Source organism: Peribacillus sp. NPDC096622, assembly GCF_044762665.1.
In the GTDB taxonomy this organism is placed as follows: Bacteria; Bacillota; Bacilli; order Bacillales; family DSM-1321; genus Peribacillus; species Peribacillus frigoritolerans_B.
In genome coordinates this window covers 404,331-421,800 of record NZ_JBIWES010000003.1, presented here as the reverse complement: position 1 = coordinate 421,800, position 17,470 = coordinate 404,331, and the positions used below count along the sequence as shown (strand labels likewise).

At 40.4% G+C, this 17,470-nt stretch carries 13 protein-coding genes, 1 tRNA gene and 1 riboswitch; of the genes, 10 read left to right on the top strand and 4 right to left on the bottom strand.

Annotated features, from left to right (window positions below):
* Positions 1-309 precede the first annotated feature (309 nt).
* From ACIQYG_RS08440 to ACIQYG_RS08430, 3 genes are all read left to right on the top strand, one after another.
* The gene (locus ACIQYG_RS08440; protein ID WP_402837006.1) at positions 310-882 is read left to right on the top strand and encodes a TetR/AcrR family transcriptional regulator; all 573 of its coding nucleotides are present in this window, start codon (positions 310-312) and stop codon (positions 880-882) included.
* A gap of 61 nt (positions 883-943) precedes the next feature.
* On the top strand, positions 944-2,371 hold the full coding sequence (locus ACIQYG_RS08435) for an MDR family MFS transporter (RefSeq protein WP_402837004.1): 1,428 nt from the start codon (positions 944-946) through the stop codon (positions 2,369-2,371).
* Positions 2,372-2,607: 236 nt separating this feature from the next.
* Positions 2,608-3,666 carry an alkene reductase gene (locus ACIQYG_RS08430; protein WP_402837002.1) on the top strand — a complete coding sequence of 353 codons (1,059 nt, stop codon included), beginning with the start codon at positions 2,608-2,610 and terminating at the stop codon, positions 3,664-3,666.
* Between the two features lie 394 nt (positions 3,667-4,060).
* Here the strand turns inward: ACIQYG_RS08430 and ACIQYG_RS08425 are convergent, their stop codons facing one another.
* From ACIQYG_RS08425 to ACIQYG_RS08415, 3 genes are all read right to left on the bottom strand, one after another.
* On the bottom strand, positions 4,061-4,342 hold the full coding sequence (locus ACIQYG_RS08425; RefSeq protein WP_402837000.1) for a hypothetical protein: 282 nt from the start codon (positions 4,340-4,342) through the stop codon (positions 4,061-4,063).
* 371 nt (positions 4,343-4,713) lie between these two features.
* Positions 4,714-4,842 carry a hypothetical protein gene (locus ACIQYG_RS08420; protein ID WP_258832991.1) on the bottom strand — a complete coding sequence of 43 codons (129 nt, stop codon included), beginning with the start codon at positions 4,840-4,842 and terminating at the stop codon, positions 4,714-4,716.
* A gap of 1,242 nt (positions 4,843-6,084) precedes the next feature.
* Positions 6,085-7,416, bottom strand: coding sequence for an alpha/beta hydrolase family protein (locus tag ACIQYG_RS08415; protein WP_402836997.1), 1,332 nt, complete (start codon positions 7,414-7,416; stop codon positions 6,085-6,087).
* A 350-nt stretch (positions 7,417-7,766) separates the two neighbouring features.
* A riboswitch (M-box (ykoK) riboswitch) is annotated at positions 7,767-7,932 on the top strand.
* 267 nt (positions 7,933-8,199) lie between these two features.
* Here ACIQYG_RS08415 and mgtE point away from each other — a divergent pair.
* The 5 genes from mgtE (at position 8,200) to ACIQYG_RS08390 (ending at position 13,891) form a co-directional block, all read left to right on the top strand.
* Positions 8,200-9,558 carry a magnesium transporter gene (gene mgtE, locus ACIQYG_RS08410; RefSeq protein ID WP_402836995.1) on the top strand — a complete coding sequence of 453 codons (1,359 nt, stop codon included), beginning with the start codon at positions 8,200-8,202 and terminating at the stop codon, positions 9,556-9,558.
* A gap of 312 nt (positions 9,559-9,870) precedes the next feature.
* A complete protein-coding gene (locus ACIQYG_RS08405) occupies positions 9,871-10,899 on the top strand; it encodes an NADP-dependent oxidoreductase (protein ID WP_402837188.1) in 1,029 nt (342 codons plus the stop codon).
* A gap of 224 nt (positions 10,900-11,123) precedes the next feature.
* The gene (locus ACIQYG_RS08400; RefSeq protein ID WP_402836993.1) at positions 11,124-13,082 is read left to right on the top strand and encodes an FUSC family protein; all 1,959 of its coding nucleotides are present in this window, start codon (positions 11,124-11,126) and stop codon (positions 13,080-13,082) included.
* Positions 13,083-13,213: 131 nt separating this feature from the next.
* Positions 13,214-13,627, top strand: a complete 414-nt coding sequence (locus ACIQYG_RS08395; RefSeq protein ID WP_402836991.1) for a YbjN domain-containing protein — start codon at positions 13,214-13,216, stop codon at positions 13,625-13,627.
* Between the two features lie 190 nt (positions 13,628-13,817).
* Positions 13,818-13,891: transfer RNA gene (locus tag ACIQYG_RS08390), tRNA-Gly, on the top strand.
* A gap of 609 nt (positions 13,892-14,500) precedes the next feature.
* On the opposite strand, the gene ACIQYG_RS08385 is transcribed toward ACIQYG_RS08390, so the two are convergent.
* Positions 14,501-15,169 carry a B3/B4 domain-containing protein gene (locus ACIQYG_RS08385; protein WP_402836989.1) on the bottom strand — a complete coding sequence of 223 codons (669 nt, stop codon included), beginning with the start codon at positions 15,167-15,169 and terminating at the stop codon, positions 14,501-14,503.
* Positions 15,170-15,274: 105 nt separating this feature from the next.
* On the opposite strand from ACIQYG_RS08385, the gene queG reads away from it, so the two are divergent.
* Both queG and ACIQYG_RS08375 read left to right on the top strand, forming a co-directional pair.
* Positions 15,275-16,414 carry a tRNA epoxyqueuosine(34) reductase QueG gene (gene queG / locus ACIQYG_RS08380; RefSeq protein WP_402836987.1) on the top strand — a complete coding sequence of 380 codons (1,140 nt, stop codon included), beginning with the start codon at positions 15,275-15,277 and terminating at the stop codon, positions 16,412-16,414.
* 197 nt (positions 16,415-16,611) lie between these two features.
* Positions 16,612-17,469 (top strand): amidase domain-containing protein, encoded by an 858-nt coding sequence (locus tag ACIQYG_RS08375; protein ID WP_402836985.1) that lies wholly within the window; start codon positions 16,612-16,614, stop codon positions 17,467-17,469.
* Position 17,470: the final 1 nt, after the last annotated feature.

Below are 17,470 nucleotides of genomic sequence, written 5' to 3'. Positions count from 1 at the left end.
CTTCAGACTGTAGACAAACTCGATGAAAACTCAGTTTGCCTGCAGTTTTTTATTTGAAAGGTTCAGTTGATTTCAGAAATCCGCTCCCTTTCCGCCGACTGCCTGTCAAGCCTCCTCGGCGCAAGCGCCTGTGGGGTCTCGGCTAGCCAGTTATTCGGCAGGAGTGTCGCAAATTTCTTCAATCCAATGAGGATTGCAAAAAAAACATAAAGACCGAGCACTATTTAGGTATCATCTTTGACAAAACAATGATATACAAGTATAGTCTCTAATAGACCGGTTGATATAATTTCAAGGAGTGATCCAGCTATGGCAGAAAAACGAAACTCGAAAGACATTCTTATTGAAGCTGCTTCCCGGCTTTTTCGTATACGAGGATATTACGGTGTAGGGCTTAAGGACATTATTGAGGAAAGTGGTATCCCAAAAGGTTCGCTGTATCATTATTTTCCGAAAGGCAAAGAAGAATTGGCGATCGAGGCGATTATTCATACAAAAGAATTCGTGATAGATGAAATTAAACGGGGATTTGATGAAATCGAAGACCCTATCAAAGCCATTCAGTCTCATATTTTTCATTTATCCGAGGTTTTTGGTGATAGTGAAAATCTATTAGGTCTGCCCATCGGGACGATTGCAGCGGAAACATATACGACGAGTGAGCAGATAAGAACGGCTTGTCAAGAAGCGATAGAAGAATGGCAATCCATATATGTGAAGAAGTTACTCGAGGCGGAATTCAGTGAAAAACGGGCAAAAGAATTGAGTATCGTAATTAATGCTTTAATTGAAGGTGGTATCCTTTTATCCTTAACGGCGAAAAACGGAGAACCTCTCCAAGCCATTGCGGAACAGATACCATTATTGCTGATAAAGAAATAAGTCATGCGAAAAAATTATCTTAAGCTTAGGTCGAACAGTTAGTAATTGGAGGAATCATTTTATGTCAGCAGATGCAACACAGCAACAAAATCCAGTCGTTAGAACGACCCCCATTTTAATTGCATTTTTAATTGCAGGGTTCATTGGGTTATTCAGCGAGACGGCATTAAACATGGCGCTGGGGGATTTAATACAAGAATTCAATGTCAGTCCTTCAACCGTGCAATGGCTTACAACGGGTTACCTATTGACATTGGGGATATTGGTTCCCGTTTCGGGACTCTTGATTCAGTGGTTCAATACTCGTCAATTATTCATTGCCTCAATGGTGTTCTCCATCATTGGGACGCTCATTGCTGCAATTGCACCTGGGTTTGGCATCTTGATGCTAGCCCGTGTCATCCAGGCAATCGGAACGGGTCTTTTATTACCTCTCATGTTCAATACCATTTTATTGATTTTCCCTATTCATAAAAGGGGAGCGACAATGGGATTGATGGGGCTGGTGATCATGTTTGCCCCAGCCATCGGACCGACAGTTTCAGGCTTGATTATTGAAAATCTAAAATGGAATTACATTTTCTGGGTGTCTTTGCCGTTCTTTGTGATCGCTTTACTATTCGGTCTCAAGTATATGCAAAACGTTTCAATAATCACTAAACCTAAAATCGATGTCCCATCCATTATTTTATCGACCATTGGTTTTGGGGGAATTGTTTATGGCTTTAGTATTGTTGGAGAGCAAGAATGGAGCAATGCGATAGTTCTATCCTCGATCATTGTTGGACTTATAGCGCTATTCCTGTTTGCTGTGAGACAATTCAACATGGATAAACCAATGATTGACTTGCGCGTTTTTAAATACCCGATGTTCACGTTAGGATTAATAACTGTCTTCATCACCTTCATGGTCATCATGTCATCCATGATTCTCTTACCGTTATACCTGCAAACCGGGCTTGCATTAGCTGCGTTTTCTGCTGGGCTGGTACTATTACCGGGTGGAGTTCTTAATGGTATCATGTCTCCGGTTACGGGGCGCATTTTTGATAAGTTCGGGCCAAGAGGGTTAGTTATCCCAGGTTTCATTATCATGATTGTCATGTTATGGACTTTGACGAACGTAACCACTGGAACTTCGATCATCATGGTAGTCGTCATGCATTCCCTCCTTATGATTGGCGTTTCGATGGTCATGATGCCTGCCCAGACAAATGGGCTGAATCAACTGCCGAAAAATCTTTATCCGGATGGAACGGCACTCATGAATACATTGCAACAAGTATCGGGGGCCATCGGTACAACCGTTGCCATTACAATCATGTCAGCATCCCAAAAAAATTATATGGCAAATGCAGAAGATCCTTTCGATCCATCTGCCATCAGCGGTTCTTTGACTGCAGGCGTCCAAGATGCCTTTATTTTCGGTCTTGTCCTTGCAATCATTGGTTTGATCGTGTCGTTTTTTATCAGGACAGCACGAGACTAATAAGATATTAATGAAAAAAGATAGCCAGCAGGGAAAGATTTTCTCTGTCTGGCTTTTTTTGTTTGAAAAAAAGCATGATGAATAAAACGTTTTTCATTGGTCTTTTTTACCATATTCCATCGATTGCTATAAAAACAGAGTGAATTATTTGAAAATTAACCACTTATCGGATAATCTTACACAGTAATAGTTACGAAAATTTAGCCTAGGTAAAGCGGTTAACAGGAGGAATTCAAATGAATACAATAAAAACCAAAATGTTTGAACCTGTAACAATAGGTGCATGGAACTTAAAAACAAGAACGGCAATGGCTCCTATGACACGGGCGTTTGCCGAAAACGAAACGGGTGTTGTGAATGACCTGACCGTAGAATATTACCGAAAAAGGGCACAAGATGGAATCGGGCTTATCATCACTGAAGGTGTAGTGATTTCACCAAGAGCAAAGGGCAATCCTGGGGTTCCCGGAATATATACTCAAGAGCAAATCGACGGGTGGAAAAAAGTAACGGAAGCAGTACACGCAGAAGGCGGAACGATTATTGCGCAAATCTGGCATGTGGGCCGTGCAAGCCATCATGAAATTGCAGGAGGACTTCCTCCGCAGGCTCCGTCACCTATTGCTGCGGAAGGAAAGGTTTCACGGTTTGGCAAACCTTTTGACATTCCTGAAGAAATGACAGAGACGGATATTGCAGAAGTTGTGAACCAATATAAACAAGCTGCAAAGAATGCAATGGATGCTGGCTTTGACGGCGTAGAAATTCATGGTGCACACGGCTACTTAATAGACCAGTTCAATTCTGACACTTCGAATAAAAGGAGCGATCGGTACTGTGGTGATTTAAAACAGCGTCTGACATTCATGAAGGAGGTGCTAAAAGCAGTTATTGAGACGGTAGGAGTGGAACGCACCCTTATTCGTTTCTCGGCTTTGAAAATTGACCAGCCGTCTTATATGTGGGAAGATCCTGAAAAAGCGATCCAAACATTTATTGAAGCGTTCAATGAAACAGGAGTCAAAATGATCCACCCATCCACGATGGAATTTACCAAACCGATTGCAAGAGGATTGACCATGCATGAATTGGTACGCTGCCACTGGGATGGAATTATAGTTGGTGTGGGGGGGCTTGATCCCGAAACAGCAGAAGCCGCCCTGGAAAAAGGCATCATTGATATTGCGGCGATTGGACGTCCGCTTATCGCCAACCCGGATTATTTGGCACGAATTAAGCGGGATGAAGAACTTGTTGATTACGACGCGAAGAAACATTTAGGGCAACTGATTTAATAGCGATAAGATAAAAGGCAGGCTTGTTCATGACAGGACAATGCAGTACCCATACTTCCGTTTCTATGACTGATGCGATTCTTCTTCAAGAAGGGTCGCCTTTTTTAATAAAACGCTGGTTGTTTAATCTAGGTAAAACAATTAGGCCAGTTATTTCGGGAACATCATTTACTGAAAGATAAGTTTCCCGAGACCCTTTAATGGCTTGTACAGTTTGGACGTTGATTTCCGCTCACCGCGGTCGGTCAGGGAGCCTCCTCGGCATGCGCCTGCGGGGACTCTCCTAGATGCGCTTTCCCCGTAGGAGTCTTGTGCCTTCCTCTCCAATCAACTTATACAACAGTTAGATAGAAACCATGCCTGAGGAGTAGAAGGTGTTGGTTTGGGAACATAATTATCGTTCTTTTAGTTCCGTTTTTGCCTTTTCAATTAACTCAGGATTCTGAAGTACTTCTACTGCAGTGGCCGCAATAACCTTGCCGGCATGAAGCATTCCTTTATGGGCAATGGATGTTGATCCAAAGTGTAACCCCCGCCAGCTTTGCAAAGGGGACCCCAGAACAAAACAAGCTGTTATGTATTGGGCAGTAGGAACAATCCAACTAACATCTCCCACATCCGAGGAACCTGTTAATAATGGTTGGAAGCCCTCAATTGGTTCTAGCCAATTTGCCAATGCATCACCTCGATTATCTTCAAAAGGATTGATTGTAGAGCAGAAGATCCTAAGGCAAAAGAATCGAATAAGCTAACTCAACATGATTTTTATATTCACTTCCGATATAACGGCCCTCTAATTAAAACTTTCTGGGGGGCTGTTTTTCGGCACTCCAGTTACAGTTCGGAACATTTTTAATGAATTTGGCTTTTTGGAATCAAAGTTGGTCCAGTGGACACAGGATAATTCAGATTCGCCCTTTTTGGATTTAAGGGGGAAAATGACCTATGAAAAGTGTTCTATTTGATCGCTTTCTGTCCAATAACAAAAAAAGGTTGCCTGCAAATGAAACAAACCGGTCTGAATATGGCCGGTTTGTTTCAATTTAGTTACTCTGATTTAGAGCTCTGATCTTTATTTCTTTTATTTCCTTTGCTGTTGTCCCCACTAACAGGGGTTTGTCCGTGTAATTGCGGTGAATTTTGGTTACGGCTGCCTTTATTGAATTTTTTTGTCATGTCTCACATCTCCTTTCTTTTTTCAAATACAGTTTGTCCCTTTTTGGTGAACTTATGTTTCTCACTTGAAAGGAACATCTTTATCCAAATGATATTTTCATTCACGGCTATTAAGGAAGCTCAGTAAGGAGAATAGGTAGAATAATCATTACCTGTTGAAAAAAGGGCACAGCTGTATATCGAGTCAGGTTGGTTTTACAGGGGACTGAGTTAAAGTCTTAAAACGTATGTCGGGCCTTACAGTTTATCATCTGGAACAAGTAAGGGAAATTGTCATTTCGCCTGAGGGATCTTACCTAGACAAAGCGTACAAAATGGCTGTTATGATTGTTGAAAGTGCTAATTATGAAGATAAAATAATCGTAAGGGAATGTTCGGAAACTAGAGGATCTTTTAACTTAGTACATTCATGAGGTTTAAATTACATAATTCTTACTTTATTTTAAAAAAGCTTGCAGTAGTAGTTTGTAGCTCTGAAAAAAAGAAAAGCATATACAGATAAATGGTTTCAAGGATACATGTGGCATTCTTTTTTAAAGCATGCATGCGTGATCTTTCCTTTCTTATTGTAATTTCATCAATTATACTAATGAATTTATACAAAATCTTCCTCTTTGTTAGATTACCTGCCATTGTTTTTCTGGATGTACGATTTTGTTGAAAAAGGATCGTTCACCATTGCCAACTGATGCCATGTTTATGAAGCAAGGCTATTTTAAGTGGACAGTATTTTCAATAATTGTCTCGATAGAATATATTTCGCTTGCTATTTTGGGATTTTGGTATGTACTTTATGAAGGGTCAGTAGAATATTTACTTCACAGTTACTTTCACTTGTACCATTAATTCATATGAGGGAGCTTTTCTGGTTGCTGTTATTTCTTACTTAATAAGCGCTTTTTTTCATGCACTTTCAAAAAAGAATATTAGCTTATAGTTCAAAAGTGGGGCAGAATATCTCGAAGAAAATATAAAAAAAGACAGAATTATTCCTATTCTGCCTTTTTTATCTAACTTTTACTTAGTTATATAAAGTACTTTTCACTCATTCATTAAACTATTCAATTCTATAATATCGATATTATCAGGGAATTCTAAATGATTTTCATTTCTATTATTAATACAAACACTTATGGGATACCCAGGGCTAAGATGATACAACTTAAAAAGATTATTCATCCAAATATTGTAGGCACGAGAATCATTTGGGTGATCTTTGTAAACCCTGGGGAGGCACCATTCTCAATTGGTATTTTTACTGGTGATGTCATTTTTGTCTAAAAATTCAATGATTCCACTCATCAATCCAGGGGATAATGGTAGTTCAGGATTTGTATAGGTTGCTAGATTTCCCGCTCGATCTGCAGGTGCTTCTTTCAATACATGATTCATCTTTTCGAGTATTAGTAATTCAGAATCGCCTTTTTCCTTATGTAACGCTTTTGCGTTAGTTGCCGGCACCTGAATGTCTCTATTGCCGTTTACGATCAGAACAGGGGTATTCAGTTCCTTTACTGTTTCTAACGGGTTATATTGAATCCAAGAAATCATGTAAGGTTGAACGGACGGACGGAATACACTCTGCAAATCAGCACTGACCGTCTCGACTTGTTTTCCTTGTTTTAGCTTTGCGAGTATATCTTTGGTTTCCGTTAATAACGACGGTGTAAGCTGCTCTTCAAGCTGTTTGATGAGTACTTGGTCAATAGGTTCGCCTGCACCCGCTAATGAAATGAATATGTCTGTTTCTGTTTTCTTCGCGGCTGCCATTCCAATTAAAGAGCCTTCGCTATGGCCGATGATGCCAACTTTGGAAAAACGGCCATCCTTTTTGGCAAACTTGACCCAAGCAGCTGCATCATCAATATACTGTTCAAATCTCAGATCCTCTTCTTTTCCAGCCAATTGCATATTTTCACCAATTCCTCGCTTATCATACCTGATGCTTGCAATCCCTTTTTCTGCAAGACTCTCGGCTAACATTTTCAAACTATTATTTTTTCCGGGATTTCCAATGGTGTTACCATCTTTATCGGTCGGACCGGAACCCGCTATTATTATCATCACAGGAAAAGGCCCTCCATGTTTTGGTGTTTCTAAAAGGCCTTTAATGGTTCCGTTCTTTAAGTCGGCCTGCACGATTTCACCTGATTCTTTTTCTTCAACTGCCTGATTGGATTTTTTGAGCAATTCAAAGGGGAAGGCATGCCCTTTTTGAACAAATGTTCCTGAAATTTTTTCCTGATTTACTTTCCCATCAAACGTAATTTGCTGATTTTGGATTTTCATATCAAAAAACAAGTCTGATTCACTTAACCTTACATTTGTTAAGGGGAATTCGTTCAACCCTTGTACAGGAATGCTTATCGTTCCATCTTTCTTCGTAAAATGAACAATGATCGGAAGCGGTTGATTTGGGATCTTAATATTTCCTTCCCATCTGCCTTCAATAGCTTTCAATGAGCTCACTTCCTTCGATTTCTCTTCAACCTGTACCTCGTCCTTGGCCCTGCAACCTACCATTAATACAGCAGCACTTACGATAATGCATATAATCGGCAAAAATCTTTTCATTTGAGCAATTTCCTTTCTTAAAATAATTAGAGATAAGAGGATATTTTTTATTAGGACATGTAACGTGTTTTGTTGTTTCAGTCATTCATATCTGTCTTCATTATAAGTAAGTTCCAATATAAAATTCCAATATTTTCCCTTGTGGTCGCATTTGTTTTTCTACTTTTATCTTTTGTGAAAAGGGAGGTTTTTCAAAAAAATATCGAAGGGACATTCAATCAAACCATTTTAATCGGGGCTCAAAAGTCGGTGTTGTTTTCAATAAAGGTCGGGAAATCAGGCCGAAATTAAATTATTTGAATCAAACATTGACATCTAAAAGAAACTCTTTTAGAGTGGATGTGTAAATTAAATATCCTCGTTAGGTGAGGCTCCTGTGTAGGAGATACGCTACTGCCCAAAAATGTCGAAAGACGCCAATGGGTCAACAGAAACCATCGACATAAGGTGGTTTTTAATGTAGCTGGCTTTGTCCTATGCCACACAGTGCTAAAGCTCTACGAATGGAGGAACTGGATTTATGCTTGTATTTGTCATTCAGTCATATACGACTGTTTGTATTTGTCATCCAGACAATGAACGCATATATACCGTATTTAGCACCTTCATTTGTAATGGAGGTGTTTTTATTTTTTTCCTGGAGGTGGGGAATTTGGATAACTATTCACGACGACTTACTCGTGAATGGAAACAAGATTTTGGAAGGGGAATAATAATATTTTTTTACTCTTAATATTTAAGGGAAATATTTTTTGGCTCCCCTAAAAAGGAGTGAGTGACAAGATGATTAAAGTCCTGACGGAAGATCAAATGACTTTACAGATCATAAAGGTTTTAAAAGAAGGTAAAAAGAAAGAATTTCAAGCAATATTGGAAGAACTTCAACCGTATGACATTGCGCGAATTTTTGAGGGGCTCCCAGAAAAACACCATACACGTTTCTTGTTATTACTTGATTCAGAACAAATCGCTGAACTGATTCAAGAAGTTGAGAAAGTCCATCAATTAAAAATTCTTGGTAAATTGGGAATAGAGAAATCCGGCCATGTAATGGATTTAATGGATAATGATGATCTAGCTTCATTGTTAGAGGACCTGTCCCCTGGAAAAATCGAAGAACTTCTTTCAGGCATGAAACAGGAAGAATCAAAAATCGTTCAAAATATCATGAATTTTCCCCCTGAAACGGCAGGGCGAATAATGACAAACCGTTTCGTATGGATCCCCCAACATTATTCGGTGCGTGAATCAGTTGAAAAACTGAAAATCTTTGCGGAGTTTTCGGAAACGATCAACTATCTTTATGTAATAGATAATGATAAAAAATTAGTAGGTGTTGTCTCATATCGGGATTTAATAATACATGATGAATCTGAAAAAATTCAAGATATTATGTATAGCCGGGTTATCTCCGTATCTGCATATGAAGACCAAGAAGAGGTAGCTCGTGTCATTGAGCGATATGATTTTTTGGCAATTCCTGTAGTTGAAAAAAATAATGAGTTATTAGGAATTGTAACCGTCGATGATATTATTGATATTGTCATTAAGGAAGCGAATGAAGATATTGAAAAATTATCGGCATCCGGTAAAGCTATAGACTTTGACACGAAGGCGCACGTGGCCGCATATCGTCGGTTGCCCTGGCTTATTTTACTTTTATTTATCGGTTTAGTGTCTGGAACCATTATAAGCGGTTTTGAAGAAACATTGTCCAAAGTTGTTGCACTTGCCTTCTTTATGCCGATGATCGCAGGGATGACTGGAAATACAGGTACTCAATCTTTAGCTGTTGTTGTAAGAGGCCTAATCACTAGTGATACGGATAAAGGAGTCGTGACCAGACTTATTATAAGGGAACTGAAAGTTGGTTTGATAATAGGCATCACCTGTGGAATATTAATTTCCATCATAGCTTATGTTTGGCAGGGAAATCCTGTTCTGGGATTAGTGGTTGGAAGTTCGTTGGTGATGACCCTGATTATCGGGACTTTAGCTGGGACCATTATTCCTTTGATATTATATAAATTCAACATCGATCCCGCAGTTGCTTCTGGTCCGCTAATTACAACACTGAATGATATACTCTCGTTACTTATTTACTTTGGAATTGCGACGATGTTCATTGCAAAATTGATGTAGACTATCCACGAATTAGTTCATTAGAAGAAGAGGCAGTAGCCCTGCCAAGCAGACAATAAAAATAGAGTATTTCAAGCTTCGGCCTTTTCCTGGTATCCAATCGGGGAAAGGCCGTTATATTTTTTTAGGGGAGCGAACCGTATATTGAAATGAAAAACATGGGACATAATAGGCTATAGCAAGTTTGGGGTTTTCAGGAAAGGCTAAAGATTGTTATGGAAGCAATAGCCAATCATATTCTTTGACCTATGAACTTCATCAGTGATACGCTTCTTTTCGAAATTACGTATTCAAAACCAAGGAGGAACAATGATGACACAAACCAAACAACAAATAATCACCCTGGCAAACCGTCCGAAAGGTATGCCTTCGAAAGGGGATTTTAACTTTGTTGAGAGTGAAGTTCCCACACCGAAGGATAATGAGATTTTAGTACGTACACTATATTTATCTGTCGATCCATATATGCGTGGCAGAATGCAAGAAACGAAATCATATATTGCTCCATTTGAATTGAATAAGGTCATCACGGGAGGCGTTGTTGCTGAAGTTGTTGAGTCCAAATCGAATTCCTTCAAACAAGGGGATGTCGTTGTTGGGAATATCGACTGGGCAGAATACACAGTTGTCACCGAAAAGGAAATCCGCGTGATCGATCCCAAGGTGGCTCCGGTCACAACTCATTTAGGGATTCTTGGAATGACCGGTTTAACTGCTTACTTTGGTTTGCTTGATATTGGTAAACCTCAAGAAGGTGAAACGGTAGTCGTTTCAGGAGCGGCTGGAGCAGTTGGTTCAGTAGTCGGACAAATTGCTAAGATTAAAGGTGCGAAGGTTGTTGGCATCGCTGGTTCGGATGAAAAACTTGAGTACTTAACGAAAGAGCTCGGGTTTGATGGAGCCGTAAATTATAAAAGTGATAGTTTTGCGACAGATTTAGCCAATGCTGTTCCTGATGGAGTCGATGTTTATTTCGATAATGTGGGCGGCGAGGTGTCCGATGCTGTTTTTACACTTTTGAATGCGAATGCCCGAATTCCATTATGCGGAGCGATTTCCTCGTATAACGCGGAAGGAAAAGATCTAGGACCGCGTCTGCAGTCGGCGATGATCAAAACCAGTGCACTAATGAAAGGTTTCACAGTTGGAAATTATGCCGCTAGATTCCAGGAGGGTGCTACGGAATTAGGTAAGTGGCTTCAAGAAGGAAAGCTGAAGTATGAAGAAACGATTATTGAAGGGTTCGAAAACACACCGGATGCATTTTTAGGTTTGTTTAAGGGAACGAACCTCGGTAAACAGCTTGTAAAAGTTGCGGAACCCGAATTCGCTCAACTATAAGTTTTATGGAGCTGAGGAAGGTCATTTGTAGTGATTTTTAAGCAGCTTATAACAAAAGCGGCCTTTTCTCGATATTCAATCGGGAAAAGGCCGTTTCCTTTTAAGTAATATATATTAGTGGTATCTCTTAAACCATATGAAGGATATTAATTATTGAAGTCACTTCAACTGACATAGCCTTCACGAAAGTGTTATTGGAATCTTCAATGAAAGGATAACTGAAAATGAGTGAAAATAAGGACCCTTCCGAATCTAAGAAATTGGATACAATACATACTACATTTAAACAGGCTTTTGAAATAAAAAAGAATCCATTTCCTTGGATAAAAGCACTAAGTGCAGGCATAGCTGCTGCACTACCTGTTTTCATTGGCTTATTATTCGGAAATTTAGCGTACGGTTTACTTGCAGGGATAGGAGGCTTCACTTATTTATACGTTTTTAACCAACCGTATCACCAAAGAGCTAAAAAGATTTTCTTTGTGATGGTGGGTCTTGCTTTATCTGTTGTTTTCGGGACGCTATTGGCTCCATACCAATTGGGAACAGCCATAATGATGGGAATCATCGGGGCCAGTGTTTTTTTTATATTTGGTGCTTTAAGGATTACCGGTCCTTCGGCGGTATTCTTCGTTTTGAGCTTTGCGCTTGCGACAGGCATGCCCATTGACCAAAGTCTGGCCCCATTGCGTGGTGGGCTTGTTTTAATGGGTGGGGCACTATCTTGGATAATTTGTATGTTAGGCTGGTTTTTCAACCCTCATGGACCAGAATCGCTTGCGGTTGAAAAGGTGTACAGGGAATTGGGGGCATTCCTTGATTCCATGGGCACCGAGACATTCAGAAGAGCAAGACAGAGAACGGTATTGGCGATGAAACACGCTGAAGATACACTGTTAGCCGGGTTTTCAAACAGGCGAAATCCAAATGAGTTGAAGCGATTATACCTATTGAATGAACATGCCAATGCCATATTCCTGGATGCTATGGAAATTTCCTTGAACAAAAAAATCGTGATGCCGCCAGAATTAGGTCAATCCGTTCGTGCCTTGGCTGGTGCCATTGCATCTAAAACAAAGAATAAAAAAAAGATCCTTCAACCTGACCAAATGACGGATGAGGTGGAAGGGTTATTCATGAAGCTTTATAATGCAGATGCCATCATGAATGAACCTGTCCAGAAAATCGATCAAGCAGCAACCATCTCCAAACCTTCTTTAAAAACCATTTTTCTTGGGGCTTTCGATAAGAATTCAATTGTTTTCCTCTCTTCCGTTCGATATGGAACAATCCTTACCATTGCGGCCATCATCGCCTATTCCGCCAATTTTAACCGTTCGTACTGGATACCCTTATCCTGTGCGGCCGTTATGTCGGGTCCGACCATCATTGCCACATTCCATCGGGCGGTCCAAAGGACTTTCGGGACGGTCATCGGACTCCTGATAGCAAGTTTAATTCTAGCAGCCGTTCATAACGAGTACATCATCGTTCTGATCATTTTATCTTTGACATTCATTACAGAGCTTTTCATCGTTCGAAATTATGGATTGGCGGCAATGTTTTTTACCCCTTCAGCATTGATCATGGCGGAATATTCATCTCAAAGCTATGATTTTGGTTTTTTTGCGACTGTAAGGATAACCGATATCATCGTTGGAAGCTTGATAGGTCTTATTGGGTCGGTGATACTTGGAAGTCGTTCGGCATCCAGTCTTCTCAATCATTTGATAGCCAAAACGATTCGCAGCCAGGGGCAGTTACTATTGATGGCGTTCTCTGAAAAAGATAATGACCTTGCAATTGATGAAAGCAGCGAAAGGAATAAAATGCAAACGAATATCGTGAATTTATTAATGGTCTACAATGCATCACTTGGTGAGATATTCAAAAACAAAGCTAGATTGGAATCTCTTTGGCCCGTTATATTTTCGATAGAACAGTTGGGCTATTATCTAAATGCCAGTTTGAAATTATCTGAACGGCCAGTCCTTTCACAGCGGGAGCTTGCTCAGGTGCTGTATGTTTTCGAAACCATGGCGATAGCGGCAGATAAAAGTCGACCACTTACGAATAAAGAAGTGCCTGAAATTGAAGGATACTCCAAAATCCGCCAAGAAATTTTGGACCTGCAAGAAGCGCTTCAGTTTTGCGGAGAAGCAACTGGCCAATCAATCTATTAAGGGAGTTCATTTTGACTCCCTTCCTTTTAATGTCGCCCCTATTAGGATGAAATTGGCAGGATAATAGAAAAGTCTGTAAAAATGCAGGTTTTCATTATAAAATGTACTTACAAACAGAAAGGTGATGAACCATGTCAAACGTTGCTAAATTTCGCGATTTTTTAACTAGTGAGAAAATCTATATGAATGAGTTGAATGAAGATGGCACCACCTTTTTTAGAGCTGAGCAAAAGTTAAAGGACGGGTGGAAGGTCCTTTTAGTATTTGCTTTCAATCAAGATGAAAATGTGGCGGACTTATTTTGCTTTAATGTCGCCGAGTTGAAGAATCCTGAAAAGAAACAGGAAGTACATACACTGTTGAATGAATATAATGCCAATTTTAGATATTCCAAGCTGTATGAAGAAAATGGGACCATATCCATTCGTTATTCATACTCCATTGAGGGGGATATCGAACCTGATCTGGCGTTCAGGAAGTTAATCATGCTGCTTGAAACGGCACAGCAGGTTTATCCGCGTTTAATGGAAGTCATTTGGTCTTAAATCATCAGATAGGTTGAAAAAGTTCTCTGAATCAGGGGACTTTTTAACATTTTTACTAGAGTGAATGAATATATTAACGTTACAATACGCTAATTATTAATTTTTTTTAAAAGAACTATTGCATTTTTTCACATTAAACTATATAATTAATTTTGTTGATTGGTAATTCGACAAACTTCTACAAGGATATGCGGGTGTAGTTTAGTGGTAAAACCTCAGCCTTCCAAGCTGATGATGAGGGTTCGATTCCCTTCACCCGCTCCAATACATACTCATAACGTAGGGTTTCGTTACCTGGAGAACGAAGCTTTGCGTTTAAATATTATTACAAGAATTCTACTGTTTACAGTGGGATTTTTTTATTGTCCAAATTGCCTGCATTTTATCGAAGCGGTAATACAGTATGTTATACCCGAAAAATGGAGTTTTTAATTTTTGATTATCCTCCATCCGGGAGTGTGTGGGGGTTCGATACAGTACAAACTTAGTCAATGTGATTAACTACGTTAGTAGAATCAGATTGACTAAGTTTGTGCTTTTTTGTTAATGGGGAAGCGAAAGGCATGCCCGGCTATGTAGCCATCGATGATTATCTATTCGAAAGGCAGAAAGTAACCATGTAAACTGGATAGCAAAAGACCCGGGAGGCGTTTAAGGCGAGGGGGCTTGGCAGACAGTCGGCGGAAAGGGAGCGGGTTTGTGGAATCAACTGGAATGTAATTTAAGAAAAAACCGTAGGCTAGACTCATCCCGAACCAAGTTTAAGACTAGGTGATCCTTGATGCTGATACTAGCGGACTGGTTTTATTAATTGGAACAATAATGAAAAGACCCCTTCCGATTGTGGAAAGGGTTTATATCCGTTCGATTTAATTATCCTTCTATAATTGAGTAAGTCCCTTCACCACCGTGAATTTCAAGGAACATTTCCATCAAGGATTTCGTTAACTGATTTGCTTCCGTGGTTGAAGTATTGGGTTGTAAATAAATGATTTGGATGGCTTTTTTCGTTTCTTCGGTGACTTTCGTGCGTTCTGAATCAACGTAAGGACTACCGAATGGGCCTTCATGGTCGGCTGAAGTAATCATATTTTCCATGGAATTCAAGCGGCCGTTCAAACCATCATAACCATCTGACACCTCGCCAATCTTAATCGAGATGTCTCCTGATAATTTTTCAGCATCATAAATGCCGATCGGAACTTCATATAACAGGGAGAAGAAATTATTCAAATCGATGGCCGAATGGATGGGTGTCAAGTAATTCTGTTTTTTTATGCGGCGGTAAAGGGCTTCCACGGAGGGACGATACCGTGACGGGTTTGTTCCTGTAGCCTTGAAAATTTCCCGCCACACTTTAATGCCGGAAAAGTCGGTCAATTCCTTTTCTTCAAGGTCGAAGAAAAGAGCTTCCTGAAATAATTGAAGTCTTCCTTTCACCATTTGCGGGGAGGGACCTACTTCGATGTTTTCATATGTAATGATCCCGACTTTGAATTCAGGGATTTTACTGCTAAGATTAGCTGATACGGTAATTTCCAACCGTTTCACCTCCAAAAATGATTGCAATTAGTTTATCATAGATAGCAATGGTTTGAAATGGATTCAAGCTTCAATGTGAATACTGAATGAACGTAGGTGATTAATATGGATATGAACTCATTCAAGCAAGAAGTGATTTTATATAGTAAGGAAATCGGCATCGATAAAATCGGCTTTACATCGGCCACGGCTTTCACTGAACTGAAAGGTCGGCTGATACGTCAACAGGAACTTGATTATCAGTCAGGGTTTGAAGAAGCCGATATAGAAAAAAGGGTAAGGCCAGAATTGATATTCGATAAACCGCAATCCATCATTTCGATTGCGCTTGCATATCCTTCGAAATTGAAGGATGCTCCGCAAAGTACAAAAAGTGATCGCCGCGGGATCTTTTGCCGGGCTTCTTGGGGAACGGATTATCATACCGTCCTTCGTAATAAATTGCAGTTACTTGAGGATTTCATTAAAGATAAGGTGCCAGGGGCAATGACAAAGTCCATGGTTGATACGGGCGAATTATCAGATAGGGCAGTTGCTGAGCGTGCAGGAATTGGCTGGAGTGCAAAAAACAGTATGATCATCACACCTGAATTCGGTTCTTATGTATACTTGGGAGACATGATTACCAACCTGCCATTTGAACCGGATCAACCGATGGAAGATCAATGCGGAACATGCAATAAATGTGTCGATGTTTGTCCGACTGGTGCGCTTGTTCAGGGAGGGCAGCTAAATTCCAAGCGTTGCATTGCGTTCTTAACGCAGACAAAAGGTTTCCTTCCGGATGAATTCAGGACGAAAATAGGCAATCGTTTGTATGGGTGTGATACTTGTCAGACCGTTTGTCCGAAAAACAAAGGAATGGATTTTCATTTTCATGAAGAAATGGAACCCGACCCCGAGTTGGCGAAACCGCTGTTGAAACCCCTGCTTACGATTTCAAATCGGGACTTCAAAGAGACATATGGCCATGTATCCGGCTCTTGGCGCGGTAAAAAACCAATCCAACGAAATGCCATTTTAGCATTGGCCCACTTCAAGGACGAAACGGCATTGCCTCAATTGATACGGGTCATGAAGGATGATCCGCGGCCGGTCATCCGGGGGACGGCGGCCTGGGCAGTTGGGAAAATTGGCCGGGAGCAGGCCGTTTCCATTCTGGAGGAAGCACGAATGAAGGAAATGGATGAAGAGGTACTGGCGGAAATTGAGAAAGGACTGCAGTTTACCTTGGAAACAAAATGATATCTAAAATGAAGCCGCCCTGTAAATATAACGGGGCGGCTTTTTTGCTTGAAATATTCCGGTGCCTTCAAGGAAAATCTATATAAAAAGGTTCATTATGGTTATAGGATTGAAACTCCGACATTTATGAAGTTGTGTTTTTGTCCATGCCCTCGTACATACACATTAGCATAGATGGTAAGAAGGAGGGCATGAACTTGAGGGAACAATTGCAACGCCTTTTACAAGAGAGGGTGGAGTTTTATACTTCCGATGATCTGGAACGGGGTGAAAGGAAGTTACATTTGAAGAAGGAAATGATGAGGAACCGCGCTGCCGAAATTGTTCGGGTGAATGCGGCAGGCAAGGTACATTCGAAGAAAAAGGAAGACAGTGATACAGTCCTGACATATCATGTGCATCTGCAATATTTATTGAAACAGGAAGATTCATTTTATATAGAAGAAGAAATGGAAGAAAGGGAGGCACGGTTTCGAAATGGGTATATAGTGGATGAACGTGAGCTGATTCCCAGCTTTGAATCCGAAGAGGCACCGCCAAAATGTGATCCAGGCGCAGATCGTCTCGCATATAAGTATGATCGAATGAAGGCAGTCCAATATGCCGAGCGTTGGTGGAACGAATTCAATCCCGCTTATTATAAATTCACTGATGATTGTACGAATTACATTTCACAATGTTTACATGCAGGGGGAATACCTATGTGGGGGGCGCCAAATAAAAATAAGGGCTGGTGGATAAGAGGGAAAAGCTGGAGCTACACATGGACGACGGCCCATTCTTTATATCATCTGCTTAAAGCCGGGAATGCCATCAGGACAAAGCAGGTGGGGTCGGCAAAGGAATTGAATTTGGGTGATATCCTCTGCATAGACTTCGAAGGGGACGGACGGTTTGATCATAACTTGATCGTAACGGCTAAGGATCAGGACGGGATGCCGCTTGTGAATGCACATACGATGAACAGCCGTCACCGGTATTGGACATATGAGGATTCAACCAGATATACACCGAACATCGTTTATAAATTCTTTGTGATTTTGGATGGAGGGTGAT

Bases quoted from the DNA above. Each gene is read 5' to 3' on its own strand.
- ACIQYG_RS08440 (WP_402837006.1), top strand. From the start codon at position 310: ATGGCAGAAAAACGAAACTCGAAAGACATTCTTATTGAAGCTGCTTCC.
- ACIQYG_RS08395 (WP_402836991.1), top strand. From the start codon at position 13,214: ATGTCAAACGTTGCTAAATTTCGCGATTTTTTAACTAGTGAGAAAATC.
- ACIQYG_RS08405 (WP_402837188.1), top strand. From the start codon at position 9,871: ATGACACAAACCAAACAACAAATAATCACCCTGGCAAACCGTCCGAAA.
- ACIQYG_RS08430 (WP_402837002.1), top strand. From the start codon at position 2,608: ATGAATACAATAAAAACCAAAATGTTTGAACCTGTAACAATAGGTGCA.
- ACIQYG_RS08420 (WP_258832991.1), bottom strand. From the start codon at position 4,842: ATGACAAAAAAATTCAATAAAGGCAGCCGTAACCAAAATTCACCGCAA.
- mgtE (WP_402836995.1), top strand. From the start codon at position 8,200: ATGATTAAAGTCCTGACGGAAGATCAAATGACTTTACAGATCATAAAG.
- ACIQYG_RS08400 (WP_402836993.1), top strand. From the start codon at position 11,124: ATGAGTGAAAATAAGGACCCTTCCGAATCTAAGAAATTGGATACAATA.
- ACIQYG_RS08415 (WP_402836997.1), bottom strand. From the start codon at position 7,416: ATGAAAAGATTTTTGCCGATTATATGCATTATCGTAAGTGCTGCTGTA.
- queG (WP_402836987.1), top strand. From the start codon at position 15,275: ATGGATATGAACTCATTCAAGCAAGAAGTGATTTTATATAGTAAGGAA.
- ACIQYG_RS08435 (WP_402837004.1), top strand. From the start codon at position 944: ATGTCAGCAGATGCAACACAGCAACAAAATCCAGTCGTTAGAACGACC.